The sequence below is a fragment of the Pandoraea sp. PE-S2R-1 genome (assembly GCF_002179865.1).
GTDB lineage: Bacteria > Pseudomonadota > Gammaproteobacteria > Burkholderiales > Burkholderiaceae > Pandoraea.
This window is the reverse complement of sequence record NZ_NGUR01000016.1, coordinates 235,490-262,323: the sequence shown is the minus strand read 5'-3', so window position 1 is coordinate 262,323 and position 26,834 is coordinate 235,490. Positions and strand designations below refer to the sequence as shown.

Sequence of the window (26,834 nt, the reverse complement as noted above, 5' to 3'; positions counted from 1 at the left end):
CCCTCCTCAATCGCCCCCGCCGTCTCATGGAAAACATTTATTGACCGACCGGCCGGTCGGTTTATAATGCGTTCCATATCCCCATATGCCGCGGAGGCCTTCCTCTATGTATACGCAAGCCATCGATCTGGCCGGCAACAGCCCCAAGGGCGTGCGCACCCTGAGCGAGACGGAGCAGCAGCAACAAGCCCGCTTCGACGCGCGCATGGCCGCCGATCAGAAGATCGAGCCGCAGGACTACATGCCCGTCGAGTACCGCAAGACGCTCGTGCGCCAGATTTCGCAGCACGCGCACTCGGAAGTCGTCGGCATGCTGCCGGAAGGCAACTGGATTTCGCGCGCACCCAGCCTCAAGCGCAAAGCGATCCTGCTGGCCAAGGTGCAAGACGAAGCCGGCCACGGTCTCTATCTTTATTCCGCCGCTGAAACCCTCGGCACGTCGCGCGACCAGATGATCGACGCGCTGCACTCGGGCAAGGCCAAGTACTCCAGCATCTTCAATTACCCCACGCTCACGTGGGCCGACGTCGGCGTGATCGGCTGGCTGGTCGATGGCGCCGCCATCATGAACCAGGTGCCGCTGTGCCGCTGCTCGTACGGCCCGTATGCACGCGCGATGATTCGCGTCTGCAAGGAAGAGTCGTTCCATCAGCGTCAGGGCTTCGACGCCCTGCTCTCGATGATGAACGGCACGCAGGCTCAGCGCGACATGGTGCAGGAAGCCGTCAACCGCTGGTGGTGGCCGGTGTTGATGATGTTCGGCCCGAGCGACAAGGAATCGATTCACAGCGCGCAGACCATGAAGTGGGGCATCAAGCGCATTTCGAACGACGACCTGCGTCAGAAGTTTGTCGACGCCGCCATCGAACAGGCCCGCGTGCTCGGCGTGACCTTCCCCGATCCGGATCTGAAGTGGAATGAAGACCGCAAGGCCCACGACTACGGCGAGATCGACTGGTCGGAATTCTGGCGTGTCGTGAACGGCGAAGGCCCGTGCAACAAGGAACGTGTGGGCACCCGCGTGGCCGCTCACGACAACGGCGCCTGGGTGCGCGACGCTGCCCTCGCCCATGCGGCGAAGCAACGTCAGCGCGCTGAAAAACAGGCGGCCTGAACCCGCTGAATAAGCCGCCCGGCCAGTCACATGCGCCAGCGGCAACCTCACAGACACGCGGGACGCCCCGCACAGGAACGATCATGACGCAAGCAAGCAACAAGGAATGGCCCCTCTGGGAAGTGTTCGTGCGCAGCAAGATGGGCCTCGAACACAAGCACAGCGGCAGCCTGCACGCCGCCGACGCCGAAATGGCGCTGCGCATGGCGCGCGACGTGTACACGCGCCGCCAGGAAGGCGTGAGCCTCTGGGTCGTGCCCTCGGCCGCCATCACGGCTTCGGCACCGGAAGACAAGGCCGAACTGTTCGACCCGGCCGCCGACAAGATCTACCGCCACCCGACCTTCTATCAGTTGCCGGAAGAAGTGAACCACATGTAAGTGGCTGCGCGCCGTCTGTCACGGCGCGCCCCGAGCGAGACACCAGAACATGAAACCGACGCAGGAACACCTGTCCTATCTGCTGCGCCTTGCCGACAACGCCCTGATCCTCGGTCAGCGCAACGCGGAATGGTGCGGTCACGGCCCCGTGCTCGAAGAAGACATCGCGCTCACCAACCTGAGCCTCGATCTGATCGGCCAGGCACGCATGCTCTATCAACACGCCGCCAAGCTCGAAACCGAACTCACCGGCCTCACCAAGCAGGAAGACGACTACGCCTTCTGGCGCGATGAATTTGCGTTCCGCAACTGGACGCTCGTCGAACTGCCGCATTTCGGCCCGACCGCCGGCACCTCGGCCGCCGAGCGCGACTACGCCGTGACGATCGTGCGCAACTTCCTGTACTCGGCCCTGATGGTCGAAGTCTGGCAAGCGCTCGCGCAATCGAGCGACGCCGAACTCGCCGCCATCGCCGCGAAGTCGGTCAAGGAAGCGCATTACCACCTGCATCACGCCCGCGACTGGCTGGTACGTTTTGGCGACGGCACCGAAGAGTCGCACCGTCGCGCGCAAGCCGCCCTCGACTACCTGATGCCGTACATGAACGAAATCTTCAAGCGCGATGCGCTCGAAGACGCCGCTGCCGCTGCCGGCACGGGCGTGACCATGTCCGACCTGAAGGATGCATGGCAGGCCGTCGTGACCGACGCGCTCGACGAAGCCACGCTCAACGCACCGGCTGCCGGCGCGTTCGAGAGCACGGGCAAGTTCGGCCATCACTCCGAGCACATGAGCTATCTGCTCGGCGAGATGCAGGTCATTGCGCGTCAGCATCCCGGCGCGAGCTGGTAACGGTTGTGCGACGCCCACCATGCACACGCACCTCGACACGATCATGAATCTGCCGCTCACCCCGCCCGTCGCACCCGACGTGCTGACGCCGGCATCGGATGCTTCGCTGCCGCTCGCGTGGCAGACGCTCGAATCGGTACCCGATCCCGAGATTCCGGTCGTGTCGATTCGCGAACTCGGCATTCTGCGCGACGTGCGCGTGGTGCAGAACGCGGATGACGTGACGTCGTTCGAGATCGTGATTACGCCGACGTACTCGGGGTGTCCGGCCATGCAGCAGATCGCCGAAGACATCGACGCCGCGATGACGCGCGCGGGCCTCGGCCCGTGGCACATCAAGACCGTGCTGGCGCCCGCATGGACCACCGACTGGATCAGCCCGGAGGCCCGCGAGAAGCTGCGCGGCTACGGCATTGCGCCGCCTACGGGCGCGCATGCGGTGGCCGCCGACGCGCCGCGCAAGATCACGTTCTACGGCCGCCCGAAAGACGGCGTGCCGTGCCCGCATTGCGGTTCGAGCGACACGGAAGTGGTATCGGCGTTCGGCTCGACCGCGTGCAAGGCGCATTACCGTTGCCGCACGTGCCGCGAGCCGTTCGACTACTTCAAGCCCTATTGATTGATCCGATTGATCCCGACCGGCGGGTGCCGGCGGCAAGGAAGCCCACGATGACGACCCCGCAATTCCATTCGCTGACCATTCGCGAAATCCGTCCCGAGACCGCCGACGCCATTTCGATCGCGTTCACCGTGCCGGAAGCCCTGCGCGACGCCTACCGTTTCACGCAAGGCCAGTTCCTCACGCTCAAGACGCTGATCGAAGGCGAGGAAGCTCGCCGCTCGTACTCGATTTGCGTGGGTGTGCCCGACTACGAGGCGACCGGTGAATTGCGCGTGGGTATCAAGCGCGTGCCGGGCGGCAAGTTCTCGAACTTCGCCAACGACCAGTTGAAGCCGGGCCAGCAGATCGACGTGATGACGCCGGATGGCCGCTTCTTCACGCGTCTGTCGCCTGAGCATGCCAAGCATTACGTCGGCTTTGCCGGTGGCTCGGGCATTACGCCGATGCTCGCGCTCATCAAGACGACGCTGGCCTCGGAGCCGAACAGCCAGTTCACGCTCGTGTACGGCAACCGCTCGGTGCCGGCCATCATGTTCGCAGAAGCACTGGAAGATCTGAAGAACACGTATCTGGGCCGTCTGCGCCTGTATCACGTGCTCTCGGACGAAGCGCAGGAAGTCGAGTTGTTCAACGGCCTGCTCAATCAGGACAAGTGCTCGGCGTTTCTTGAAACGCTGATCCCGCCGTCGAGCATCGACGAAGCGTTCATCTGCGGCCCGGGCCCGATGATGGATGCCGCCGAAGCCGCGCTGGCCGCCGCTGGCGTCGCGAAGGAAAAGATCCACGTCGAGCGCTTCGGCGTGCCCACGTCGCAAGCCCCGGTGAAATCGGTGGTGATCACCGACGACACGCCGATGGCCGAACTGGTCGTCGTGATGGACGGCAAGGAACGCCGTCTGCGCCAGCCGTACGAAGGCCAGAGCATTCTCGACACGGGTCTGGCGGCCGGGCTGTCGCTGCCGTACGCCTGCAAGGGCGGCGTGTGCTGCACGTGCCGCGCCAAGGTGCTCGAAGGCGAAGTGGCGATGGAAAAGAACTACACGCTGGAAGATTACGAAGTCGAACAAGGTTTCGTGCTGACGTGCCAGGCACGTCCGTTGACGGAACGCGTGGTGGTCAGCTACGACGAGCGCTAAGCCCGCCGTTGGGCGCGCGGGGCGGTGAATTCTGTTGCCGCCCGGTGCGAACGCTCCCGATCGCTACGGCATCGCAACGGAATTTGCCTTGAAATGGTGCCAATGCGTCGATTATTCCCGGCATTACGGGAGCGTCAACCCGAGGTACCGGGAATACCGTAAACTACCGGCATGAATACCATCCATGTCGTCTGTGGCGATGTCGCCGCGCAGCAGTTACGCGCGGCGATGGCGCAAGCGCTTCGCGCCGACCCTGTCCTTGTCTTGCGTGACGATCTGGCCGTTGGCCCGTTGCGCGAAATCGACGAGAACGAGCGGCAACGCGCCGCCTTCTGGCAACGTGTCGTCCCCTCCGCCGGCCGCGATTATGCGGGTGAGTTGCGCGAGGAACTGGCATCGCTGCAACGGTTGGTCGAAGGCGACAACGCGGTGGTTTGCTGGCACGGCGACAGTGCGTCCGATCAGCTCACGCTGCGGCGCGTGGCGTTCATGCTGCGCAACACCCCGGCGCGGCTGAACGAAATCGTGCTGCGCGCCACCGATCTGGCCCCGTCTGCCCAGACGGCGACGGCGCAGGATGCCAATCGCCGCACCAGCGTCGGCATGTATGCCCCGGAAGTGCTGGCCGAGCGCTTCGCCCGTATCGCCCCGATTTCGCTGCTGCGGATCGGCCGGCTGTCACTGGAATGGCGGGCGCTCAAGCAAGTGAATACCCAAGTGCGCCGCTGGGTGCACAACACCTTCGAAGGTGCGACGTTTGCCGAGATCGACGATCAGATTCTCGATCGGGCGCCGGTGACGTGGATGCCGATGGCCGCGTTTCTCGGTGAAATGATGCCGCGCGTCGAAGGTTTTTTCGCGACCGACAGTTTTCTGCTCTGGCGCTGCCGCGAACTCGGTGCGGCGGGCCGGCTCGCGTTGCGCGGCGACACCACCGTGCCCGCAGCGTGCGATCTACGACTGGAGTAACCCCCGTTTATGGCACGTACCAAGGCGCCCGACCACGAGTCGCAGCGCGAACAGATTCTCGATGTCGCCGCCGAGGCCTTTGCCCGCGCGAGCTATCCCAGCACGTCGATGTCGGAACTGGCCGCCGCCTGCGGCACGTCGAAAGCCCGTCTCTATCACTACTACGCCAGCAAGGACGCCATCCTGTTCGACCTGCTCGACCGCTACACGCAGCGGCTGATGCTGATCGTCACGGAAGTCGAAGCCCTTGGCCAGCGGCGCGGGCTCTCCGAGCGCGAAACGTTTCATGAACTGATCCGGGCGTTTCTGGACGAGTACGAAACCTCGCAGACGCGCCACATCGCGCTGCTCAACGACGTCAAATTCCTCAACGACGAACAGCGCGAAGTGGTGCTCAACCGCCAGCGCGATGTGGTCGGCGCGTTCTCCCGTCAGCTCTCGCGTGCGTTCCCCGAGCGCGTGGGCAAGCCCAATCAGACGGCGCTCACGATGATGCTGTTCGGCATGATCAACTGGACGTTCACGTGGCTCAAGCCGGGCGGGCGCATGCGCTACCGCGACTTCGCCGACGAAGTGATCGGTGTGCTCGAACACGGACTCGCCCAGCCGCTCCCCGAGACGGCCGACACGACGGTCGCCACCCCGTCAGGCACTGCACAGGTCTGATCCTCATCCAAAGTGAGCGAACACTTACGACAGAAAGGGCGAATATCGCCCTTTCTTGTTGCTTCGCAACAACCCTTCCCTTGATGGCCTGACTCGAACTATCGAGAAAACACGCCATTCTTCAGGTACTTAGACGTTTCCCTCCACGGCGCACTTTTATTTCCTAGGGTTTTTACCTAGCCGTTCGGCTATAATTCTTTTGCGCCGCACAATTCAGTGCACGCTCGAAAGAACACCAAGGAATACGCCATGACTGCCCCGAACCACACGCCCGACGTCGCCCGCGCGACGGTTGCCGCCAACGAGCGGTCGAGCGTGCTGATTCGTGAGCTGACGTCGGGCGACATCCACCGCCTGCAACGCCACTTTCTGGCGCTGGGCGAAGAAGACCGCCTGCTGCGTTTCGGTCAGGCCGTCACCGACGACGTGATTACCCGCTACGTCGCCAGCCTCGACTTCTCGCGTGACAGCCTGCTCGGCGTCTACGACGACAATCTGGCACTGGTCGCGGTCGCCCACGTGGCACAACTCCCCGAAGGCAAGAACGGCCGTGTCGCCGAATTCGGCGTCTCGGTGCTGGAATCGGCCCGTGGCCGTGGCATCGGCTCGCGTCTGTTCGAACGTGCCTCCATCCACTGCCGCAACAAGCGCGTCGATACGCTCTACATGCACTGCCTGTCGCGCAATGCCCGCATGATGCGCATCGCGAAGAAGGCCGGCATGGAAATCAACTACGCCTATGGCGAAGCCGACGGTTACCTCAGCCTGCCGCCCGCCGACACGCAGTCGATGCTGTCGGAAATGATGCAGGATCAGGTCGCCGCCTTCGATTACGCGATCAAGCGTCAGGTGCGTAACGCGCGACGCCTGCTCGGTGCCATCCTGCCGAACGCCGCCTGATTCGCCTCGTGGTCACAGACCCGCAGCACGGCAAAACAAAAAACCGGCCAAATTGGCCGGTTTCTTTTTTGTCCCGTCAGAATGACGAATCGCTGGGCATCCTGCTGTCACAACACGGATCAGGGCAGCGGTAGCGCCGTCGTTTCTTTGAGCTGATCGAGTACGAAGCTGGTCTTCACATCGACCACACTGGGATGCATGAGCAACTGCTTTTGCATGAACCGCGAAAAGTGCGTCATGTCACCGACGTGCACGCGCAGCAGATAGTCCATGTCGCCGGCCATCGCATAGCAACCGACGACCTCCGGCCAGGTGTCGACCACATCGCGGAAGTGTTCGTTGACCGTGCCGCCCTGCGCATCGCCGGGATGCCGCTTGTCGAGCCGCACGTTGACGTACGCCAGCAGGCCGAGCCCCAGCCGTGTGGGTTCCAGCAGGGCAACGTAGCCGCGAATGACGCCGGCCTCTTCCAGACGCCGGATGCGACGCAGGCAAGGGCTCGGCGAGAGCCGTACCTGCTCGGCGATTTCGAGGTTGGATAATCGGCCATTGCTTTGCAGCAATCCGAGAATCCGGCGGTCGATCTTATCCAATTCGAGTTTTGGCACATCTCCCCCTGATTTTGATATTTATAAGCAATGATATTGCGTCAAAATACGAAAATCATAAAGTCATCACCCTGTTTACCCGATTACAAGACATTACAAGACAGTTCAGGGCAAGACTTCAGGGAATCGCATTCGCCGCGCCGCGAAAACACCCCGATCGACCCCAATAAAAAAGGCGCCAGCCTCATCGGTCGGCGCCCTGTGGTGTTGGGCGGCGTCACTCGAGGGTGACGCACTCGTGGTGTGTCTGGGGTCCGGCTTCGCAGCGCCTTATGCGCTCACGTCGGAACAGCCTGCCCCGTTTGCCGTTTCGCCGGCGACGGCTTAACGGCGCTGAAATTCTCGCGGATCGATCGTGCGCTGGTCGAGCGGGCCTTCGTACCGTTGCGGCTGCTGCGTGGTGCGCAGCGGCGGCGTGACAGCCACGGTAACGGGGGTAGGTTCGGCCGCCTTGTCGCGTGCCAGTTCATCGGCACGTGCGACGCTCACTTCCAGGGTCAGAAACGAAGCGGAAACCAGCAGGAATTTGGCGATGTTTCGTTGATTCACAGTGACTCCTTCTTTCGTGTTGCTTGGGTGCTTCCTTGCGTACTTCTTAAACGCAATGTCGTTTTCCATCTGTCGGGTAACGCAACTTAGTGTGCATTCTGCCCTGCCCGTTCCCGATCGCCGACAGGCGTTACACGTTGTTACCCGCGTGTCAGAAACCACCGACAAGCGTACCTTTGCCGACATAATCGCGACACAATCCCGCCATTTTGCTGCGGAATCCGAAAAACACCACGCGTCACGATGCCGCATCTGCCACCCCATATTGGGATGATGCACGTGGGCGCAAAGGGAGGGTTTACGCCAGCTATATGACGTTTACGTAAACGTCAGAATCCTCGCTATACTGCCCTCGATCGACAACTCGGCTGACACCGGAACAACGTCGCTGCGCGGGCATCATGCCCATCGGGCGACGCCATGACGCCGGTGCTAACATAGTTGCGACTGGTAACAGCATCACGAAAAAAGGCCCCGCTCACGGAGTGACATCGTTCACCCGTGGGACATTAGAGAGGCCTGTGTCACCACCGCCGTCCTGCTTCACGAGAGCGGGGGGGCAGGAAGTTTTGGCGATCCCAAAATCAGTGAGAGTGAGGAGCACACCCCATGAACGCCCCCGTCAATCCGAGCTTGCTGGCCGCGCTGGAGTCGGTCACGCTCGACGACAAATACACGCTCGAGCGCGGTCGCGCTTACATGAGCGGCATTCAAGCCCTGGTCCGACTACCGATGTTGCAGCAGGCCCGCGATGCGGCCGCCGGGCTCAACACCGCCGGTTATATTTCGGGCTATCGCGGCTCGCCGCTCGGCGGTCTGGATCTGTCGCTATGGAAGGCCAAGCAGCACCTCGCCGGCCATAACATCGTCTTTCAGCCCGGTCTGAACGAAGACCTCGCGGCCACCGCGGTCTGGGGCTCTCAACAAGTCAATCTGTATCCCGCCAAGTTCGATGGCGTGTTTTCCATGTGGTACGGCAAGGGGCCCGGCGTCGACCGCTCCATGGACGTACTCAAACACGGCAACTCGGCAGGCTCGTCAAAGCACGGTGGCGTACTGGTCCTCGCCGGCGACGACCACGCGGCCAAATCCTCCACGCTCGCGCACCAGTCCGAACACGTCTTCAAGGCAGCCGGTATCCCCGTGCTGTATCCGTCGAACGTGCAGGAGTATCTCGACTACGGTCTGCATGGCTGGGCCATGAGCCGCTACTCGGGTCTGTGGGTCGCGATGAAGTGCGTGACGGATGTGGTCGAATCGTCGGCCTCGGTGATGATCGATCCGCACAACGTCGACATCCGCCTGCCGAACGACTTCATCATGCCGCCCGACGGCCTGAACATCCGCTGGCCCGACCCGCCGCTGGTGCAGGAAGCGCGGATGATCGACCACAAGTGGTACGCCGCCCTCGCCTACGTGCGCGCCAACAAGCTCGACCGCGTGACGATCGATTCCGACAACGCGCGTTTCGGCATCATGACCGGCGGCAAGGCGTATCTCGACGTGTGTCAGGCGCTCGCCGATCTGGGGCTTGATGAAGCCACGTGCCAGCGCATCGGCATTCGTCTCTACAAAGTGGGTTGTGTGTGGCCGCTCGAAGCGCAGGGTGCGCGCGCGTTTGCACAAGGCTTGCAGGAAATTCTCGTGGTCGAGGAAAAGCGTCAGATCCTCGAATATCAGATCAAGGAAGAGCTGTACAACTGGCGCGACGACGTACGCCCGCGCGTCTACGGCAAGTTCGACGAGAAGGATGGTGCCGGCGGCGAATGGTCGGTGCCGATGGCCAACTGGCTGCTGCCGGCGCACTACGAACTCTCGCCCGCACTGATCGCGAAGGCGATTGCCACGCGTCTGGAAAAATTCGAATTGCCGAGCGACGTGCGCGATCGCATCAACACGCGCCTCAAGGTCATCGAAGCCAAGGAGCAAGCGCTCGCCAAGCCGCGCGTGGCTGCTGAGCGCAAGCCGTGGTTCTGCTCGGGTTGCCCGCACAACACCTCGACGAACGTGCCGGAAGGCTCGCGCGCCATCGCAGGCATCGGCTGTCACTACATGACCGTGTGGATGGACCGCAAGACCGACACCTTCTCGCAGATGGGCGGCGAAGGCGTGCCTTGGATCGGTCAGGCGCCATTCTCGTGCGACGAACACATCTTCGCGAATCTGGGCGACGGCACCTACTTCCACTCGGGCTTGCTCGCGATTCGCGCGGCGATCTCGTCGAAGGTCAACATCACCTACAAGATTCTCTACAACGACGCCGTCGCGATGACGGGCGGCCAGCCGGTCGACGGCACGTTGAGCGTGCCGCAGATCGTGGCGCAGGTGGCTGCCGAAGGCGCCGAGAAGATTGTCATCGTGACCGATGAGCCCGAGAAGTACGAGGGTGTGAAGCTCGTTGGCGATGTGCCCATCTACCATCGCAGCGAACTCGATCGCGTGCAGCGCGAACTGCGGCTGGTGAAGGGCACGACGATCCTCGTCTACGACCAGACGTGTGCCACCGAGAAGCGCCGCCGCCGCAAACGCGGTGCGTATCCCGACCCGGCCAAGCGTGTCGTGATCAACGAGGCGGTCTGCGAAGGCTGCGGCGATTGCTCGGTGAAGTCGAACTGCCTGTCGGTCGAGCCGCTCGAAACGGAATTCGGCACGAAGCGCCAGATCAACCAGTCGACCTGCAACAAGGACTTCTCGTGCCTGAACGGCTTCTGCCCGAGCTTCGTGACGGTGGAAGGCGGTCAGCTGCGCAAGCCCAAGACGGCCAAGGTCGATAACGAAGGTCTGCCGCCGCTGCCCGAACCCGCACTCCCGCAAATCACGCGTCCGTACGGCATTCTTGTCACGGGCGTGGGTGGCACGGGTGTCGTGACCATCGGCGGCCTGCTCGGTATGGCGGCGCATCTGGAAAACAAGGGTGTCACCACGCTCGACGTGACCGGCTTGGCGCAAAAGGGTGGCGCGGTGACGAGCCACGTACAGATCGCGCTGCAACCGGACGACATCCACGCCACGCGCATCGCCATGGGCGACGCGCGCGTGGTGATCGGTTGCGACGCGATCACCACGGCAGGTGACGACACGCTCTCGCGCGTGCAGCACGGTGTGACGAACATCGTGGTGAACAGCGCCCACACGCCGACGGCCGACTTCATCCGCAACCCGAACTGGCGTTTCCCGGGATCGAGCACGGAGAACGACATCCGCGCCGCCGCCGGTGACAACGTCGATTTCGTCGATGCGAATCACCTCGCGCTGCGTCTGCTCGGCGACACGATCTACACCAACCCGTTCGTGCTGGGCTTCGCGTGGCAGAAGGGCTGGGTACCGCTCTCGTACGCTGCACTCACGCGCGCCATCGAACTCAACGGCGTGTCGATCGAGAAGAACAAGCAGGCGTTCGAATGGGGACGCCGTGCCGCGCACGATCTCGCCAGCGTGCGCAAGCTCGCCCAGCAGGGGGAAACGCCGGAGTCGTCAGCCGCCGGCGGCAAGCTGATCACGCTGCACTCGCCCAAGGCGCTCGACGCGCTGATTCAACGCCGCTACGACCAACTGGTGGCGTATCAGGATCGTGCGTATGCCGAGCGCTTCAAGCAGACGGTCGATCGCGTGCGCACTGCCGAGTCGGCCATCGACAACGGCGCTTCGCAAATGCCGCTGACTGAGGCAGTTGCCCGCGCGCTGTACAAACTCATGGCCTACAAGGACGAGTACGAAGTGGCGCGCCTGTACACCGACCCGGCTTTCATGAAGAAGCTGAACGAGCAGTTCGAAGGCGACTTCTCGGTGCACTTCCACCTGGCGCCGCCGTCGCTCGCCAAGCACGACGACAAGGGGCATCTGATCAAGCAGTCCTACGGCCCGTGGATGATGAAAGCATTCGGCGTGCTGGCAAAGTTCAAGGGCCTGCGCGGCGGCGCGTTCGACATCTTCGGCCGCACGGAAGAGCGTCGCACCGAGCGTGCACTGATTGGTGAGTACGAGGCACTGGTGAACGAACTGATCTCGCACCTGAACGAGCGCAACACCTCACTGGCCGTGCAATTGGCTGAACTGCCGCAAGAGATTCGCGGTTATGGCCACGTGAAGGACCAGAACCTCGCGGCCACCCGCATCAAGTGGACGAAGCTGCTCACGCAGTTCCGCGATGGCAATGCGCATCGCGTTGCGGCCTGAAAGTCCGTTTAGCCTGAGCCTGAGCCGATAGCATCACCTGCATCAGAAGCCGCATGAAAAATCCCGCCAGCGCGCAAGCGACTGGCGGGATTTTTTTATCCTGCACTTCCTGCACTGACCGACGCGCGCACCGGACCAACCCGGCGGCGTGTCCGTCAGATCATCAACGAACCACGTTGGCAGCAGCCACGGCGGTCATGTTGATGATGCGGCGCACGGTGGCGGCCGGCGTCAGGATGTGAACCGGCTTGGCGCAGCCGAGCAGGAACGGACCGACCGTCACGCCCTCACCGCCCGTCATCTTGAGCAGGTTGTACGTGATGTTGGCCGCTTCCACGTTCGGCATGACCAGCAGGTTGGCTTCGCCCGACAGACGCGAGGCCGGGTAGGCGGCACGACGCACCGATTCCGACAGCGCGGCGTCGCCGTGCATTTCGCCGTCCACTTCCAGCGACGGTGCGCGGGCAGCGAGCAGTTCGCAGGCGCGCGCCATGCGTTGTGCCGATGCCGACTTCACGCTGCCGAAGTTCGAGTTCGAGAGCAGCGCCACCTTCGGGGCGATACCGAAGCGCTCGATTTCCTTGGCGGCGAGCACCGTCATCTCGGCGAGTTGCTCCGACGTCGGCGTCTCGTTCACGTACGTATCGCTGATGAACAGGTTGCGCTTCTCAAGCATCAACAGGTTCATGGCGGCGTAGTTGCTCACGCCTTCGGCACGGCCCAGCACCTGATCGACCACGTCGAGGTGACGGTGGTACGTATCGATCATGCCGCAGATCATGCCGTCGGCTTCGCCCAGATGCACGAGGATCGAACCGATCAGCGTGTTGTCCTTGCGCATGGCCGCCTTCGCCACTTCCGGGGTCACGCCGTGACGGGCGCCCAGGTTGTGGTATTCCTGCCAGCAACGCTGATAGCGCGCGTCGTCTTCCGGATTCACGATCTCGAAGTCGACGCCCGGCTTGAGCTTCGAGCCGATCTTTTGCAGACGCATTTCCACCACGGCCGGACGGCCGATGATGATCGGCTTGGCGATGCGCTCGGCCAGCACGAACTGGGCAGCGCGCAGTACGCGTTCGTCTTCGCCTTCGGCGAACACGATGCGGGCAGCCGTATCGGCGGCGAAACGGGCACGCGCGGCGGCAAACACCGGACGCATGATGAAGCCCGTGCGGTACACCGTGCCACCGAGTTGCTCGCGGTAGGCGTCCATGTCCTTGATCGGACGCGTCGCCACGCCCGAGTCCATCGCGGCTTGCGCGACGGCCGGTGCGATCTTGATGATCAGACGCGGATCGAACGGCTTCGGAATGATGTATTCCGGACCGAATTCGAGCGACTGGCCTTCATAGGCGCGCGCGACTTCTTCGCTCTGCTCTTCTTCCTGCGCCAGTTCGGCGATGGCACGCACGGTGGCGAGCTTCATCTCTTCCGTAATGGTCGTCGCGCCCACGTCGAGCGCGCCGCGGAAGATGAACGGGAAGCACAGCACGTTGTTCACCTGATTCGGATAGTCCGAACGGCCGGTGGCCACGATGCAATCCGGGCGGGCAGCCTTGGCGATTTCCGGGCGAATTTCCGGCTCGGGGTTGGCGAGCGCAAGAATCAGCGGGCTCGGGCCCATGGTCTTGACCATGTCGCCGGTGAGCACGCCTGCGGTCGAGCAGCCGAGGAACACGTCGGCACCGTTGCTCGCATCAGCCAGCGTGCGGGCTTCGGTCGCCACGGCGTAGCGCGCCTTGCTCTCGTCGAGCTTGTCGCGGCCGGTGTGAATCACGCCCTTCGAGTCGAGAACCAGAATGTTCTCTTTCTTCAGGCCCAGATTCACCAGCAGGTCCAGACAGGCAATCGCGGCAGCGCCGGCGCCCGAGCAGACCAGCTTCACGTTGCCGATGTCCTTGCCCACGACCTTCAGGCCGTTGAGGATAGCGGCCGACGCGATGATGGCGGTACCGTGCTGATCGTCGTGGAAGACCGGGATCTTCATGCGCTCGCGCAGCTTCTTCTCGATGTAGAAGCACTCGGGCGCCTTGATGTCTTCGAGGTTGATGCCGCCGAGCGTCGGCTCGAGCATGGCGATCGCTTCGACGAGCTTGTCCGGGTCATGTTCGGCGAGTTCGATGTCGAACACGTCGATGCCGGCGAACTTCTTGAACAGGCAGCCCTTGCCTTCCATCACCGGCTTGGCGGCGAGCGGGCCGATGTTGCCCAGACCCAGCACGGCGGTACCGTTGGTAATCACGCCGACGAGGTTGCTGCGCGACGTGTAGCGGTTGGCGGCGAGGGGGTCTTCGGCGATCGCTTCGCAGGCGTAGGCCACACCCGGTGAGTAAGCCAGCGACAGATCGATCTGGTTCGACAGCGGCTTCGTCGGCGTCACCGAGATTTTGCCCGGGCGGGGAAATTCGTGGTACGCCAGAGCGCTTTCTTTCAAGTCAGGTTTGTCCATATCTCGATACCTAAATACAGGGCGACGGCCGGGCGTCGGCCACCCGAGGGTAGCGCGCAGGCACGGCAGTCTTGTGACGGATCACGGCGGGAAGAGCCAACCGGAGGGATTCGGCGATTTTGTCGCTGACGGTGTTCTTCGCTGCGCGGCGGCGTGATGGCCCCCGCTCCCCCGGGTCTTGCATACCGCGCTCGCGCGCGTCAGACCAAGGGCTTGCGGCGCGCCGGACGCACCGCAGGACGCAAAGTGTACACCTTGCGCCAAAAGCTTGATGGCAGTGCACGGCAACCCGTTCTCACGGCGTACCGGGCACTGCGGGCGTGTCGATTATCGGGAATCAGGAGAGCGCCTCGCCGCGACGCTCCGGAATCAGGAACAGCGTGGCAATGATGTCGAGCACGTAAATGCTGGCGAGAAACACGAGCGCCATCTTGAACGAGTACGCCGCGGCCAGTGCGCCGACCGCGAGCGGGCCGAAGCCGCCCACGGCACGGCCGATGTTGAACAGCACGTTCTGCGCCGTAGCGCGCGCCGCCGTCGGGTACAGCTCCGAGATCAGTGCGCCATAGCCGCCGATCATCCCGTTCACGAACATGCCCATCACGGCTCCGCCGATCAGCAGCGCGAACTGCGATTGCAACTGCGCGTAGACGAACACCATCACGACCGCACCGATCTGGTAGCCGATGAACGTCGGGCGGCGGCCGAAGCGATCGGCCAGACGGCCGAACAGCCAGATGCCGAACGCCATGCCGAGCACGGTCACCGCCGTCCACATCGCCGACTTGGTAAGCGAATAACCGAATGCCTTCGACAGATACGACGGCATCCAGATCATCAGGCCGTAATAGCCGAAGTTCTGCACGGAACAGAGAATGGCCACGCCGAGACTCGCACGCGTGGTCGCGCAGTCCTTCACCAGCAGTTTGAGCGGCGCGTGTTCACGCGGCTGCTTCTGTTGTGCGATGAACAGCTCCGGCTCGCCCAGCGTGCGGCGCATGATGAACGACACCACCGCCGGCAGCAGGCCGACCGCGAACATGCCGCGCCAGCCGATGACCGGCAGCAGCACCGGCGTGAGCAACGCGGCGGCGAGCACCCCGGCTTGCCAGCCCAGCCCCACGAACGACGATGCGCGGGCGCGCCGTGCCGGTGCGCAGGCTTCTGCGGCCAGCGCCATGCCGATGCCGAACTCGCCGCCCAGACCGATCCCGGCGATGGTGCGATACGCAAGCAGGTCCCAATAGCCTTGGGCAAGCGCGCACATCCCGGTGAAGACCGCGAACAGCAGAATCGTCCACGAGAGCACGCGCACGCGGCCGTAGCGATCGGAGAGCATGCCGAAGACGAGACCGCCCACGACGGCGCCGATGAGCGTCCACGTCACGAGTGCGCCCGACTGCGCGCTGGTCAGCGACAGGTCAGCGGCAATCGCGGGAAGAATGAAGCCGAGAATCAGCAGGTCGAAGCCGTCCATCGCGTAACCGACGGCCGACGCCCAGAGGGCCCGGTTGGCATAACCGTTGTCTTGCGCGTGGCCCGGCACAGCGCTCGCGGCGGGGAATGACGTTGAATCGTTGGACATGTTGGCGGCTCCGGCCAGCGTATGAAATTCGGCGAGAGTGTATGCCTGTCATAAACCGTCGGCAACTGTCTCTTTTTTTGGACTCATCTATCGGGACAGATTTTTCATATGCGCCGTGCGGTCACTCCGGGCGTATGTGGCGGCGAGAAAATATACGCTCCGTGCATAATTGACCGCTCGATTGCTGAATGTTGTGGCATAATTCGCGTTTAAGCGCCGGTCCGCCGTGCCGACCTGTCGCGCTGAACCTGATTTCCCCCTGCTGCCCGCACGGCGTGCAGCTATGCAAAGGATCCGCATCATGATTGGCATCGACCGCCAGGCGATCTCCGACATCACCGCCAAAATCCTGCTCGAAGTGGGCGCGGTGCATTTCAACGCTGAGAAGCCGTACATCTTCACCTCGGGCTGGGCCAGCCCGGTCTACACCGATTGCCGCAAGCTCATCTCGTACCCGCGCGTGCGCCGTACGCTGATGGACTTCGCAGAAGCCGTGCTCATCGAAGACGTCGGCTGCGAACAGTTCGACACGGTCGCCGGCGGGGAAACCGCAGGCATTCCGTTCGCTGCCTGGATCGCCGACAAGCTGATGCTGCCGATGCAGTACGTGCGCAAAAAACCGAAGGGTTTTGGCCGCAATGCCCAGATCGAAGGCGATCTGCCGGAAGGCTCGCGCGTGCTGCTGGTCGAAGACCTGACGACCGACGGCCGCAGCAAGATCAACTTCTGCAAGGCGCTGCGCGAAGCCGGTGCGAGCGTGAACCACGTGTTCGTGATCTTCCACTACGACATCTTCCCAGAGAGCCGTCAGGTGTTGAAGGACATCGACGTGCAACTGCACTCGCTCGCGACGTGGTGGGACGTGCTGCGCGTGGCCAAGCAGCAGAACCACTTCGACACGAAGACGCTGGATGAAGTCGAGAAATTCCTGAACGCACCGGCCGAATGGTCGGGTGCACACGGTGGCGCAACGTCCTTCCCGAAGGACTGAGCGACCGTGGCAATGCCCGCAATGCCCGTAGTATTCGCTTGAGAGGCGAGGACGGCCGGCCCCGAACAGGGTCGGCCGTTTTGTTATCTGCCAGGGGAAAACCTATGTTTGCTTCGGTCGTTGCCATCAGCGTGGGCGCCGCGTTCGGGGCGCTGCTGCGCTGGGCGTTGAGCGTACAGTTCAACGCCATTCTGCCGACGCTCCCGCTCGGCACGCTCGCCGCCAATCTTGGCGGCGGCTACCTGATCGGTGTTGCGGTCGCGCTGTTCAGTCAGTTTCCGTCGATCCCCGCCGAATGGCGGCTGCTGATCGTCACCGGCTTTCTCGGTGGTCTCACCACGTTCTCGACCTTCTCGGCGGAAGTCACGACGCTGCTGCGCGACGGACAACTCGGCTGGGCATCGATGACGGTCGTCGCCCACGTGGCGGGCTCGCTCCTGATGACGCTGCTCGGCATGGCGAGTGCGACGTACCTCGTGCAGTGGATGCGGCCGGCGGCGTAACTTCCCCTACGCCAGCAACATCACCAGCTTCACGTCATCGTGACCGGAGAGCCGGAACGTCACCTGCGCAAAGTCGATCTCGCCGCGCGTCGGATGATGAAAGCCACGGCGGCCGCCTTCACGCTCCACCACATCCTGCTGCGACCAAAGCGCCGCAAACACGGCACTTTCGCGCTGCAACGCGTCGGTCAGCGCGCGCACCGGCAGATCGTCCAGATACGCACTGCACTCGGCGCGAAACTCGGCCACTACGCGCCGCGCGCGGCTCGGCCAGTCCTGAATCAGGGTCTGCGCGCCGACATCGAGAAAGATGTAGCGCAGCAGATTCTTCGGCCCCGGTGCGTCGAGCCAGCCACGGAAGATGTCGGTCGCCGCGTCGTTCCACGCCAGCACATCCCAGCAGCGATCCAGCGCGTACGCGGGTGCCGCCACGGCAGCGACGGCGGCTTGCACTTGTGCCGCCGCGTGGTGCGGCAGCGGCTCGGCACCCCGCTCGGGATCGCGTTTTCCTGCAAGATCGAACAGGTACGAACGCTCTGCGCGCGAGAGTCGCAACGCACTCGCCACCGCCGACAACGCCCCCACCGAAATCGATACCTCGCGTGCCTGCTCGATCCACGTGTACCAAGTGGCGGACAATCCCGACAACTGCGCCACTTCTTCGCGGCGCAATCCCGGTGTGCGGCGGCGGCCGATCGGCGGCAAACCGACGGCGGCCGGGGTGAGGCGCTCGCGATGCGCGCGCAGAAAGTCGCCCAGTGCGCGGCGCTGGCTGGCAGCACCCCGGGCGTCGTCGGCGGCATGCCGCTGGGTCGTGGCGTCGGGTGAGGTCATGATAGGGGTAGTTTTCATACCAGGATAAATGGACAACTTGTACCGGTATCGACGAACCATTATCGTGAGTCACATCGAGGTTGCGCAAGCACGAATACAGGGCCTCCCCGTCATCGAGATGCCCTGCCCCGAGCCCACAAACATGACGACTGTCCATTCGAAGGAGACGCCCCGTGAGCGACGCTAATCGCCCCACTTCCTCGTCAGCGCCCCCCGCAGCGCACGACGCCCACAACGCGGTCGTCACCGGCCAGTTCGGCCCGCAGGCATCGGCGTATCTGACGAGCGCCAACCACGCGCAGGGTGCCGACCTCGAACAACTCGCGGCCATCGCCCGTGCACACCCGAACGCCCAAGTGCTCGATCTGGGCTGCGGCGCCGGTCACGTGAGCTTCTTCACCGCGCCGTTTGCGGCCCGCGTCGTCGCCTACGACTTGTCTGCCGACATGCTCGGCGTCGTGGCAGGCGAAGCAGCGAAGCGCGGTTTGAGGAATATCGAAACGCAGCTCGGGGCGGCCGAATCACTGCCGTTCGACGATGCGAGCTTCGACCTCGTCTTCAGCCGATACAGTGCGCACCACTGGGCGGATGTCGGCGCCGCGTTGCGCGAAATGCGCCGCGTGTTGAAGCCGGGTGGCCGTGTCGTGATCTGTGACGTCGCCTCCTCCGGGCAACCGCTGTTCGACACGTATCTTCAAGCGGTGGAAGTGCTGCGCGACACGTCGCACGTGCGTGACTACGCGGTGGGCGAATGGCTGACGATGGCTGCGAATGCCGGGTTCTCGGTGGCATCGCTCACGCCGCGCACGCTCGATCTCGACTTCAAGACGTGGACGACGCGCATGCGCACGCCCGAACCGATGCAAGTCGCGATTCGCGCGCTGCAAACGGCCATGGCCGACGATGTGCGGCGACACTTCCGCATTCAGGACGACGGCTCGTTCACGCTCGATACCGTCACGCTGGAATTCATCGCCGGCTGACGAGCCACGTCTCTCACGGCTCGTCATGACCCAATGAAAATGGGGCGCTCCCGCAAGAGCGCCCCATCTTTTTTGCCTTCGATACTTTTGATAGCTTCGATAGCTTCGACTTCACGCGACGACTTACTGCAACAGCCGCGCGCCGTCGCCATCGTTAGCACCGCTGATTTCCGCCGCCCCGGCGAGCAGCGCCACATAGTGCCGAAGCGCGCGCGTGCGGGCGTTCTCATACAACTGCGCAGCGATGCGATCGGCCACCCGTTCAAACGGTGGCATGCGGCCTTTCACGCGCCGCTCGATACGCACGACGTGAAAGCCGTAACGCGTATTCACCAGCCGTGGCAGCACGCCCAACCGGTCACCACAGAACAACACCAGCTCGAACTCGGGCGCGCCACTGCCGCGCGTGAGCATGCCGAGACTGCCGCCGCTTCGCCCCGAAGGACAATCCGACTCGCTCGCCGCGAGCGACTCGAAGGCAGCGGGCTCGACACGCAGCCGGTCGAGCGTCGCCTGCGCACGCGACAGCGTGACGGAGAGCGGCACCCCGGCCGACAGCGCAAACAGAATGTGACTCGCCTGCACCTGATCGCCCACGCGGAACTGCCCCGCATGTTCGTGAAAGTACGCGCGGCACTCGGCTTCGGTGGGGCGCCGTACATGCACATCGCGGGTGAAGAGCGCATCGACAATCGCGTCGTCGCTCGCGCCGGCCATTTCAGCATCACCGAGCAACCGCAGGTCACGCACGCGCTGTCGCAGCAACTCGCGACTCACGAGGGCGTGCTGGGCCGCCGTTTCCGGGTCGGCCGCGTCACGATGCTGATCGATCTCATCGGCGACGCGGCGTGCGTCGATGACAATCCCGTTGACGCTCAAAGACATGACGAACTCCTGCAAATGCTCAGAGGCCGGCGCTCACCCGCAATGACGCACACTCACGTTCGTGCTCAGAACTCGTTCTGAATACGACGATAAGCGCGTGCCAGTTGCACGTTCGTGCGGCTCACCGATTCGGAGAACTCGCGCGCGTCGACAGTGACTTTCGGAATGGTCGCGAGATCGGTCTCGCGGCTGATGTGTGTGGTCGAGGGAATGTAGAAGTTCTCGGGAATATCGCGCCCGTCGACCACGCTGTTGTGTCGCACCACCACGCCGTCGTGCACGACGCAGTTGAACAACACCGAGTTGAAACCGATGAATACGTTGTTACCGATCACACACGGGCCATGCACGATAGAGCGATGGGCAATCGAAGTGTTCTCGCCAATGGTCACGCGTGCGCCGTCTTTCGAATGGATCACGACCCCGTCCTGAATATTGGAATTGGCGCCGATTACGATCGGCTCCATCTTGCCGCCCTCGTCGACTTCATCGGCACGCAATACGGCGTAGGGTCCGATGAAGACGTTCTCGCCGACGATGATCTTGCCGCACAAAATGGCCGTCGGATCGATGAACGAGGTTTCATGCACGACGGGGAAATCCCCGCTCGGATTCTTTCGCAACATTGATGAATGACTCCAGACCGCTCGCTCGTAAGCCCGGGCCCTGCGGACAGCCGCGTCGCGTACGTGCGCGATGCATCGCTGCCTGAAACGGCCTCGTCGGAATACGCCCTGTGGGCAAGCGGGGGAAAGGGAACACGGACAGGCGCCGTGGTACAGATTCTCTCACCGCCGCGAACGGTATAACGTTGTTGTAGGCGATGAGAGACAGAAAGGCAAATGCCCGCGATGACGGTGCGGGCAGCCGTTGCGCGCCGCACACAAGCGTGTGTAGCACGAGAAAAACGCGGTTCGCTACGCGATGACCGAAGTAGTGAACCGCCTGGCGAACTATCTGGCCAGCAGCTTCCTGTGCGACTTAATGTGCAGCGCGCGTCGGTGCGGCTTGCGCATCGTTGGCGGTGCCCGTCGGGCGGCCGCGCCAGTAGCCGGCAAGCAGCGAACCGGACAGGTTGTGCCAGACCGAGAACAAGGCCCCCGGCAGCGCCGCCAGCGGCGTGAAATACAGCTTGCCGAGCGTGGCCGCGAGCCCCGAATTCTGCATGCCCACTTCGATCGCGAGCGTGCGGCAGATCGATTCGTCGAAGCCGAGCAGACGTCCGCCCCAGTAGCCGCCAAGCAGGCCCAGACTGTTGTGCAGCACAACGCCGAGCATCACCAACGGACCCACCGTGGCAATGTTGCCCTGATTGGCGCCCACCACCGCACCGATGATCAGCACGATCGCGACCATCGAGACCAGCGGCAGATAGCTCTCCACCGCACGCACGGCACGGTTGAAGAAGCGGTTGATGAGCAGCCCCGCGCCAATCGGCAGCGCGACGATTTGCAGAATCGAGAGCAGCATGCCTTCCACGTCCACCGAGATCGACGCGTCCACATACAGGCGCGTGAGCAGCGGCGTGGCGAACACGCCCACCAAGGTGGACATGGCGCTGATGGTGACCGACAGCGCCACGTCGCCCCGCGCGAGATAAATCATGACGTTCGACGCAGTACCACTCGCCACGCTGCCCACGAGTACCATGCCGGCGGTCAGATCGGGCGGCATATGCAGTACGCGCGCGATCACCCAGGCGGCTAGCGGCATCACGAGGTAATGCAGCACCACGCCTGCGACGATCGGGGCGGGACGTGTAAAGACACGTTTGAAGTCGTCGAACGTGAGCGTGACGCCCATCGCGAACATCACGACGGTCAGCAGCGCGGTGACGTGCGGCGTGACGCCGGAGAAGCTGGCCGGCGAAAAGTAAGCGGCAACGGAGAGCAGCAGGGCCCACAACGGGAACAAGCGGGTGACACGGGCGATCATGAGATCCTCGGAGAACGGAAATGCGGCGCGCGAACTGGCGAGTCCATGCGCCCTCGTTCCCTGAGAGGTCATCGCACCTGCCACACCCGGGCCGCCGGGCGCAAAAGGTTAATATTTTACTTAATTTGCGCCAGCCACTTCTCGGGGACTCCCCGAACGGGTTCGGCGTGCGCGTCGGGCACGCGCGCGGCACGATACTTCGAGGCCCAATGAAAACGGGCCTGATGAGCAAGACGCGGTTCAAACTCACTGGAGTGTTGAACCGCGAATGCATCATCAGGCCCGTGGCAAGCGCTGGCGACGTTTAATCGCGTTTCGGTTTGCCCATCAACAGGGCAGCACCGACGCCATCACGGCGTGCCGGGCGCGGCCCGCGCTGCGCGAAATCGCTGCGCTCACCGCCGCCCTGCCCGCGCGACGCATTCTGCCCGTCGCGATTTTGCCCTTGATGCGCTGCACCTTGCGTGGCACGCGCCGGGGCGCGTTGCCCTTCGACACGCTTGCCGCCGCCGACACCGCCGCTACCACCGTTACCGCCACCACCTGCGCGCTTGCCCGGTTGCGATTGATTGCCGCCGAAGCCGCCACCGTTACCGTTCCCACCGCCGTTGCGGCCACCGGTTGCCGCGCCGCTCGTGCGCGGTGCCGGTGCGTTGCGCTCGCCATTGCGTTGGCCGCCACCGTCGGCCGCGTGACGCGGCTTGCCGGCATCACCCTGACGCGGGGCGCGGCCGTCGCGGCCACCTTCACGGGGCTCGCGCGCTTCACGCGGCGCACGGGCCTGCTGGCCATCGCCGCGACCACGCCCGCCGCCACCACCGCCACCCGGCGCACCACGGCCACCCGATTGATTCTTGCGAATCGGCTGGGCAACGGCGGTCGGGTCCGGCTCGAAGCCCGGCACCACTTCCGTGTCGATCTGGCGCTTGATGAGGCGCTCGATGGCGGTGAGCAGTTGATGCTCGTCCACGCACACCAGCGACACGGCTTCGCCCTGCGCACCGGCACGGCCCGTACGGCCGATACGGTGCACGTAGTCTTCCGCCACTTCCGGCAGATCGAAGTTCACCACGTGCGGCAGTTGATCGATATCGATACCGCGTGCGGCGATATCGGTCGCCACCAGCACTTGCAGCGTGCCGCTCTTGAACTCGGCCAGCGCGCGGGTGCGGGCACCCTGACTCTTGTTGCCGTGAATCGCGAGGGCCGGCACACCGCCCTTCGTCAGCTGTTCGGCCAGACGATTGGCACCGTGCTTGGTACGCGTGAAGACGAGCACCTGAAACCAGTTGTTCTCGCGCACCAGGTGTTCGAGCAGTTCGCGCTTGCGGTCACGGTCGACCGGGTGAATCTTCTGCGCAACCGTCTCGGCCGTGGTGTTGCGGCGAGCGACTTCGATCAGGGCGGGCGACTTCAGCAGGCCATCGGCCAGTTGCTTGATTTCGTCCGAGAACGTGGCCGAGAACAACAGGTTCTGACGCTTTGCCGGCAGCACGGCCAGCACGCGGCGGATGTCGCGAATGAAGCCCATGTCGAGCATGCGGTCTGCCTCGTCGAGTACGAGGATTTCCACGGCCGACAGGTCGACGGTCTTCTGCTGCATGTGGTCGAGCAGACGGCCCGGCGTGGCGACGAGAATATCGACACCGCGCGCCAGTTGGCGCACCTGCGGCACCATCGACACGCCGCCGAAGACGGTCATCGACGTGAGGGGCAGGTACTTGCCGTATTGCGTGACGCTCTCTTCGACTTGCGCGGCCAGCTCACGCGTGGGCGTAAGCACGAGAGCGCGCACGCGGCGTTTGCCGTTAGCGGCAGCGGGGGCTGCACGCGACGAGAGCATTTGCAGGATCGGCAGCGTGAAGCCTGCCGTCTTGCCGGTACCGGTTTGGGCACCGGCGAGAAGATCGCCGCCTTGCAGGACAGCCGGAATCGCTTGTTGTTGAATCGGGGTCGGTTGTGTGTAGCCGAGATCGCTGACTGCACGCAGGATGTCGGCCGATAGGCCGAGCGTTTCAAAAGACATATAAAGACCAATGCGCGGACTCCACGATGTGTGTCCCCGCGCGTATCGATTGATTGTTCTTGATGGAAAGCCCGCGTCGGGCGTGCGACGCACGTCGCGCTCATTTTGGGCGACGCGTCTGAAGACGCCGGCAAGACGACCCGCCGGCTGACTATATGTGTCTAGCGGCTTGGCGGGCGAGGCCGTCGCGGGTACGGCCGTGTCTTGAAAGGGCGTAGTTTACCACGCGCCCCCTGCGCGAGTCAGGTGACATCCCACGGCGCTATCGCGAGCGCGGGCCTAGCCGCTACACTGACGCCATTCTCCCGACGCCCAGGTGGCATTTTCCGTGCGATTCGATCTGACCGACCTGCGCCTGTGCCTGCTGGTGGCCGAGGCCGGCAGCATTACCGGCGGGGCCGAGCGCGCCCATCTGACCCTCGCCTCCGCCAGCGCCCGCATTCGCGGGCTGGAAGACACACTGGGGGTCGCCCTGTTCATGCGCCACCGTCAGGGTGTCATCCCCACGCCGGCCGGGCGCGCCCTGCTCGCCCACGCCCGCCGGGTGCTGGCCCAGATCGAGCAGATGCGCGGCGAACTCGGCGAATACGCGGCGGGCCTCAAGGGCAACGTGCGCATTGCGTCGAACACGGTCGCCATGTCCGAATTTCTGCCGGATCTGCTGGGCGCGTTCCTCGCGGAGCATCCGAATGTCGAAATTGCCCTGCGTGAACAGACCAGCCCCGCTGTCGTGCAGGCCGTGCTGGAAGGTGCGGCGGATATCGGCGTCGTCTCCGACTGGATCGAGCTGACCGGGCTTGAAACCGTGCCGTTCCGGCAAGACCGGCTGGTGGTCGTCACGCCACCGGGCCATGCGCTGACGCAACGCGACGACGTCGCCCTCATCGACATTCTCGACGCCGAATTCATCGGCCTACCCGAGCAGAGCGCCTTGGCCGAGCATCTCGACGGCCACGCGAAGCGTGCCGGGCGGCCGTTGCGCTACCGGCTGCGGCTGCGCGACTTCGACAGCTTGTGCCGGGCCGTCGCAGCGGGTGCCGCGCTCGGTATCGTGCCGCTCAGCGCCGCCCGGCGCTCGGCGGCAACGCTGGGCATCGGCATGGTGCCGCTGTCAGATGCGTGGGCGCTGCGCACGCTGGTGCTGTGTGTGCGCGAGCGCGACGCCCTGCCCGTCTACGCCCGCCAGTTGCTCGACCGGCTGCAAGGGCCTGCCGCCCATTCGGCTGACACGACCGACGACACAAACAAAAACGGCACGACGTAATTGCCGTGCCGCTCGTTTGATGCTCGTTTGATGCTTGTGTAATGCTCGTCTGACGCCGGGAGAAGGCTCGCCCGGCGCCTTTCCTGCCAAGCCTGCTTACATCGCTGCCGGCGTCGAAACACCGCGTCCGCGCAGCAGCGCGTACAGGATGATGGCGCCGAACGTCGCGCAACCGATGCCGCCCAGCGAGAAGTTGCCGAACTTCAGCGTGAAGTCACCGGCGCCGAGCACCAGCGTGACTGCGGCCACGATCAGGTTGCGGTTATCCGAGAAATCCACCTTGTTCTGCACCCAGATGCGCGCACCGGCCACCGTAATCAGGCCGAACACCACGATCGACACGCCACCGAGCACCGGGCCCGGAATCGTCTGGATCACCGCGCCGAACTTCGGCGAGAAGCCCAGCACGAGCGCGATCACCGCCGCCACGGCAAACACCACCGTCGAGTAGATCTTCGTGACCGCCATCACGCCGATGTTTTCGGCGTAAGTCGTCACCCCGGTGCCGCCGACGCTGCCCGACACGATCGTCGCCAGACCGTCGCCGAGGAAGGCGCGGCCCATGTAGCGGTCCAGATTCTGACCGGTCATGGCGCTCACGGCCTTGATGTGACCGAGGTTTTCCGCGACCAGAATGATGGCGATAGGTGCCAGCAACACCATGGCTTCCGGCTTGAACACCGGCGCTGCAAAGTGCGGCAGGCCGAACCAGGCCGCATTGGCGACGATCGAGAAGTCGATCGGCTTGCCAAGACCCATGCCGTTGGTGAGCACCGCGTACAGCACATAGGCGAGCAGCAGGCCGACGAGAATCAGCAGCCGCTGCACCATGCCGCGCGCAAACACGGCCACGAGGCCGACGCACAGCACCGTCGCGAGGGCCATCCACGTGTCGAAGCTGGTGGCCGAGACGCCCTTCACCGCCACCGGCGCGAGGTTCAGGCCGATCACGGCAACGACCGCACCGGTCACCACCGGGGGCATGAGCGCCTCGATCCAGCGAGTGCCGACCACCATGACGATCAGGCCGATGATGGCGTACAGCACACCGCACGCGATGATGCCGCCCAGCGCGACGGGAATATTCAGGTTTGGCCCGCTGCCGGCATAGCCCGTCACCGAGATGACGAGGCCGATGAACGCGAAGCTCGACCCGAGGTAGCTGGGCACGCGCCCGCCGACGAGCACGAAGAACAACAAGGTGCCGATGCCCGACATGAAGATGGCGAGGTTCGGATCGAAGCCCATGAGCAACGGGGCCAGCACGGTCGAGCCGAACATGGCGACCACGTGCTGGACGCCCATGGCGATGGTCTGCGGCCAAGGCAGGCGTTCGTCGGGCGCGATGACGCGTCCGGACGCCGTGTCCCGTTGCTGCCATTTGGGGAAATAACCCTCTGCCATAT

23 protein-coding genes are annotated in these 26,834 nt (G+C 63.8%); 13 read left to right on the top strand and 10 right to left on the bottom strand.

Annotated features, from left to right (window positions below):
• The first annotated feature begins 106 nt into the window (after positions 1–106).
• From paaA to CDV44_RS23860, 8 genes are all read left to right on the top strand, one after another.
• Positions 107–1,114, top strand: a complete 1,008-nt coding sequence (paaA, locus tag CDV44_RS23895; protein WP_087691160.1) for a 1,2-phenylacetyl-CoA epoxidase subunit PaaA — start codon at positions 107–109, stop codon at positions 1,112–1,114.
• An 83-nt stretch (positions 1,115–1,197) separates the two neighbouring features.
• Positions 1,198–1,494 carry a 1,2-phenylacetyl-CoA epoxidase subunit PaaB gene (gene paaB, locus CDV44_RS23890; protein WP_058376422.1) on the top strand — a complete coding sequence of 99 codons (297 nt, stop codon included), beginning with the start codon at positions 1,198–1,200 and terminating at the stop codon, positions 1,492–1,494.
• 49 nt (positions 1,495–1,543) lie between these two features.
• On the top strand, positions 1,544–2,347 hold the full coding sequence (paaC, locus tag CDV44_RS23885; RefSeq protein WP_087691158.1) for a 1,2-phenylacetyl-CoA epoxidase subunit PaaC: 804 nt from the start codon (positions 1,544–1,546) through the stop codon (positions 2,345–2,347).
• A gap of 19 nt (positions 2,348–2,366) precedes the next feature.
• On the top strand, positions 2,367–2,966 hold the full coding sequence (gene paaD, locus CDV44_RS23880) for a 1,2-phenylacetyl-CoA epoxidase subunit PaaD (protein ID WP_087691156.1): 600 nt from the start codon (positions 2,367–2,369) through the stop codon (positions 2,964–2,966).
• A 50-nt stretch (positions 2,967–3,016) separates the two neighbouring features.
• Positions 3,017–4,105, top strand: coding sequence for a 1,2-phenylacetyl-CoA epoxidase subunit PaaE (gene paaE / locus CDV44_RS23875; RefSeq protein ID WP_087691154.1), 1,089 nt, complete (start codon positions 3,017–3,019; stop codon positions 4,103–4,105).
• Between the two features lie 171 nt (positions 4,106–4,276).
• Positions 4,277–5,074, top strand: a complete 798-nt coding sequence (locus tag CDV44_RS23870) for a DUF1835 domain-containing protein (protein ID WP_087691152.1) — start codon at positions 4,277–4,279, stop codon at positions 5,072–5,074.
• A gap of 9 nt (positions 5,075–5,083) precedes the next feature.
• Positions 5,084–5,740 (top strand): TetR/AcrR family transcriptional regulator, encoded by a 657-nt coding sequence (locus tag CDV44_RS23865; protein WP_087691151.1) that lies wholly within the window; start codon positions 5,084–5,086, stop codon positions 5,738–5,740.
• A 249-nt stretch (positions 5,741–5,989) separates the two neighbouring features.
• On the top strand, positions 5,990–6,640 hold the full coding sequence (locus tag CDV44_RS23860) for a GNAT family N-acetyltransferase (RefSeq protein WP_087691149.1): 651 nt from the start codon (positions 5,990–5,992) through the stop codon (positions 6,638–6,640).
• A gap of 119 nt (positions 6,641–6,759) precedes the next feature.
• Here the strand turns inward: CDV44_RS23860 and CDV44_RS23855 are convergent, their stop codons facing one another.
• Both CDV44_RS23855 and CDV44_RS23850 read right to left on the bottom strand, forming a co-directional pair.
• The gene (locus CDV44_RS23855; protein WP_087691147.1) at positions 6,760–7,248 is read right to left on the bottom strand and encodes an Lrp/AsnC family transcriptional regulator; all 489 of its coding nucleotides are present in this window, start codon (positions 7,246–7,248) and stop codon (positions 6,760–6,762) included.
• A 324-nt stretch (positions 7,249–7,572) separates the two neighbouring features.
• Positions 7,573–7,797: a hypothetical protein gene (locus CDV44_RS23850; protein WP_058376429.1), complete on the bottom strand. Its 225-nt coding sequence runs from the start codon at positions 7,795–7,797 to the stop codon at positions 7,573–7,575.
• A gap of 609 nt (positions 7,798–8,406) precedes the next feature.
• Here CDV44_RS23850 and CDV44_RS23845 point away from each other — a divergent pair.
• Positions 8,407–11,973 (top strand): indolepyruvate ferredoxin oxidoreductase family protein, encoded by a 3,567-nt coding sequence (locus tag CDV44_RS23845; protein WP_087691145.1) that lies wholly within the window; start codon positions 8,407–8,409, stop codon positions 11,971–11,973.
• Positions 11,974–12,136: 163 nt separating this feature from the next.
• On the opposite strand, the gene CDV44_RS23840 is transcribed toward CDV44_RS23845, so the two are convergent.
• Positions 12,137–14,422 carry an NADP-dependent malic enzyme gene (locus tag CDV44_RS23840; protein WP_058376431.1) on the bottom strand — a complete coding sequence of 762 codons (2,286 nt, stop codon included), beginning with the start codon at positions 14,420–14,422 and terminating at the stop codon, positions 12,137–12,139.
• A gap of 337 nt (positions 14,423–14,759) precedes the next feature.
• Positions 14,760–16,007 carry an MFS transporter gene (locus CDV44_RS23835; RefSeq protein WP_087691143.1) on the bottom strand — a complete coding sequence of 416 codons (1,248 nt, stop codon included), beginning with the start codon at positions 16,005–16,007 and terminating at the stop codon, positions 14,760–14,762.
• Between the two features lie 301 nt (positions 16,008–16,308).
• Between CDV44_RS23835 and CDV44_RS23830 the strand changes: the two genes are divergently transcribed.
• Positions 16,309–16,998, top strand: coding sequence for an orotate phosphoribosyltransferase (locus tag CDV44_RS23830; RefSeq protein WP_058376433.1), 690 nt, complete (start codon positions 16,309–16,311; stop codon positions 16,996–16,998).
• A gap of 104 nt (positions 16,999–17,102) precedes the next feature.
• Complete coding sequence (gene crcB / locus CDV44_RS23825) at positions 17,103–17,501, top strand: fluoride efflux transporter CrcB (RefSeq protein WP_087691141.1); 399 nt, start codon at positions 17,103–17,105, stop codon at positions 17,499–17,501.
• Positions 17,502–17,507: 6 nt separating this feature from the next.
• Here crcB and CDV44_RS23820 read toward each other — a convergent pair whose 3' ends face one another.
• Positions 17,508–18,335 carry a helix-turn-helix transcriptional regulator gene (locus tag CDV44_RS23820; protein ID WP_087691139.1) on the bottom strand — a complete coding sequence of 276 codons (828 nt, stop codon included), beginning with the start codon at positions 18,333–18,335 and terminating at the stop codon, positions 17,508–17,510.
• A gap of 173 nt (positions 18,336–18,508) precedes the next feature.
• Between CDV44_RS23820 and CDV44_RS23815 the strand changes: the two genes are divergently transcribed.
• Positions 18,509–19,318: a class I SAM-dependent methyltransferase gene (locus CDV44_RS23815; protein ID WP_087691137.1), complete on the top strand. Its 810-nt coding sequence runs from the start codon at positions 18,509–18,511 to the stop codon at positions 19,316–19,318.
• A gap of 123 nt (positions 19,319–19,441) precedes the next feature.
• On the opposite strand, the gene CDV44_RS23810 is transcribed toward CDV44_RS23815, so the two are convergent.
• The 4 genes from CDV44_RS23810 to CDV44_RS23790 form a co-directional block, all read right to left on the bottom strand.
• Positions 19,442–20,203, bottom strand: coding sequence for a peptidylprolyl isomerase (locus tag CDV44_RS23810; protein WP_087691136.1), 762 nt, complete (start codon positions 20,201–20,203; stop codon positions 19,442–19,444).
• 65 nt (positions 20,204–20,268) lie between these two features.
• Positions 20,269–20,829, bottom strand: coding sequence for a carbonate dehydratase (locus CDV44_RS23805; RefSeq protein WP_058376438.1), 561 nt, complete (start codon positions 20,827–20,829; stop codon positions 20,269–20,271).
• A gap of 355 nt (positions 20,830–21,184) precedes the next feature.
• Positions 21,185–22,138 carry a bile acid:sodium symporter family protein gene (locus tag CDV44_RS23800; protein WP_087691134.1) on the bottom strand — a complete coding sequence of 318 codons (954 nt, stop codon included), beginning with the start codon at positions 22,136–22,138 and terminating at the stop codon, positions 21,185–21,187.
• Between the two features lie 304 nt (positions 22,139–22,442).
• Positions 22,443–24,164, bottom strand: coding sequence for a DEAD/DEAH box helicase (locus CDV44_RS23790; RefSeq protein WP_087691130.1), 1,722 nt, complete (start codon positions 24,162–24,164; stop codon positions 22,443–22,445).
• Between the two features lie 328 nt (positions 24,165–24,492).
• Here CDV44_RS23790 and CDV44_RS23785 point away from each other — a divergent pair, with 328 nt between their 5' ends.
• Complete coding sequence (locus CDV44_RS23785) at positions 24,493–25,428, top strand: LysR substrate-binding domain-containing protein (protein ID WP_087691128.1); 936 nt, start codon at positions 24,493–24,495, stop codon at positions 25,426–25,428.
• Positions 25,429–25,524: 96 nt separating this feature from the next.
• Here the strand turns inward: CDV44_RS23785 and CDV44_RS23780 are convergent, their stop codons facing one another.
• Positions 25,525–26,832: a solute carrier family 23 protein gene (locus CDV44_RS23780; RefSeq protein WP_087691126.1), complete on the bottom strand. Its 1,308-nt coding sequence runs from the start codon at positions 26,830–26,832 to the stop codon at positions 25,525–25,527.
• Between the last annotated feature and the right edge of the window lie 2 nt (positions 26,833–26,834).

Excerpts from the sequence above, each read along its gene's own strand:
- paaA (WP_087691160.1), top strand. The coding sequence starts at position 107 with ATGTATACGCAAGCCATCGATCTGGCCGGCAACAGCCCCAAGGGCGTG.
- paaB (WP_058376422.1), top strand. The coding sequence starts at position 1,198 with ATGACGCAAGCAAGCAACAAGGAATGGCCCCTCTGGGAAGTGTTCGTG.
- paaC (WP_087691158.1), top strand. The coding sequence starts at position 1,544 with ATGAAACCGACGCAGGAACACCTGTCCTATCTGCTGCGCCTTGCCGAC.
- paaD (WP_087691156.1), top strand. The coding sequence starts at position 2,367 with ATGCACACGCACCTCGACACGATCATGAATCTGCCGCTCACCCCGCCC.
- paaE (WP_087691154.1), top strand. The coding sequence starts at position 3,017 with ATGACGACCCCGCAATTCCATTCGCTGACCATTCGCGAAATCCGTCCC.
- CDV44_RS23870 (WP_087691152.1), top strand. The coding sequence starts at position 4,277 with ATGAATACCATCCATGTCGTCTGTGGCGATGTCGCCGCGCAGCAGTTA.
- CDV44_RS23865 (WP_087691151.1), top strand. The coding sequence starts at position 5,084 with ATGGCACGTACCAAGGCGCCCGACCACGAGTCGCAGCGCGAACAGATT.
- CDV44_RS23860 (WP_087691149.1), top strand. The coding sequence starts at position 5,990 with ATGACTGCCCCGAACCACACGCCCGACGTCGCCCGCGCGACGGTTGCC.
- CDV44_RS23845 (WP_087691145.1), top strand. The coding sequence starts at position 8,407 with ATGAACGCCCCCGTCAATCCGAGCTTGCTGGCCGCGCTGGAGTCGGTC.
- CDV44_RS23840 (WP_058376431.1), bottom strand. The coding sequence starts at position 14,422 with ATGGACAAACCTGACTTGAAAGAAAGCGCTCTGGCGTACCACGAATTT.
- CDV44_RS23835 (WP_087691143.1), bottom strand. The coding sequence starts at position 16,007 with ATGTCCAACGATTCAACGTCATTCCCCGCCGCGAGCGCTGTGCCGGGC.
- CDV44_RS23830 (WP_058376433.1), top strand. The coding sequence starts at position 16,309 with ATGATTGGCATCGACCGCCAGGCGATCTCCGACATCACCGCCAAAATC.
- crcB (WP_087691141.1), top strand. The coding sequence starts at position 17,103 with ATGTTTGCTTCGGTCGTTGCCATCAGCGTGGGCGCCGCGTTCGGGGCG.
- CDV44_RS23820 (WP_087691139.1), bottom strand. The coding sequence starts at position 18,335 with ATGACCTCACCCGACGCCACGACCCAGCGGCATGCCGCCGACGACGCC.
- CDV44_RS23810 (WP_087691136.1), bottom strand. The coding sequence starts at position 20,203 with ATGTCTTTGAGCGTCAACGGGATTGTCATCGACGCACGCCGCGTCGCC.
- CDV44_RS23805 (WP_058376438.1), bottom strand. The coding sequence starts at position 20,829 with ATGTTGCGAAAGAATCCGAGCGGGGATTTCCCCGTCGTGCATGAAACC.
- CDV44_RS23800 (WP_087691134.1), bottom strand. The coding sequence starts at position 22,138 with ATGATCGCCCGTGTCACCCGCTTGTTCCCGTTGTGGGCCCTGCTGCTC.
- CDV44_RS23790 (WP_087691130.1), bottom strand. The coding sequence starts at position 24,164 with ATGTCTTTTGAAACGCTCGGCCTATCGGCCGACATCCTGCGTGCAGTC.
- CDV44_RS23780 (WP_087691126.1), bottom strand. The coding sequence starts at position 26,832 with ATGGCAGAGGGTTATTTCCCCAAATGGCAGCAACGGGACACGGCGTCC.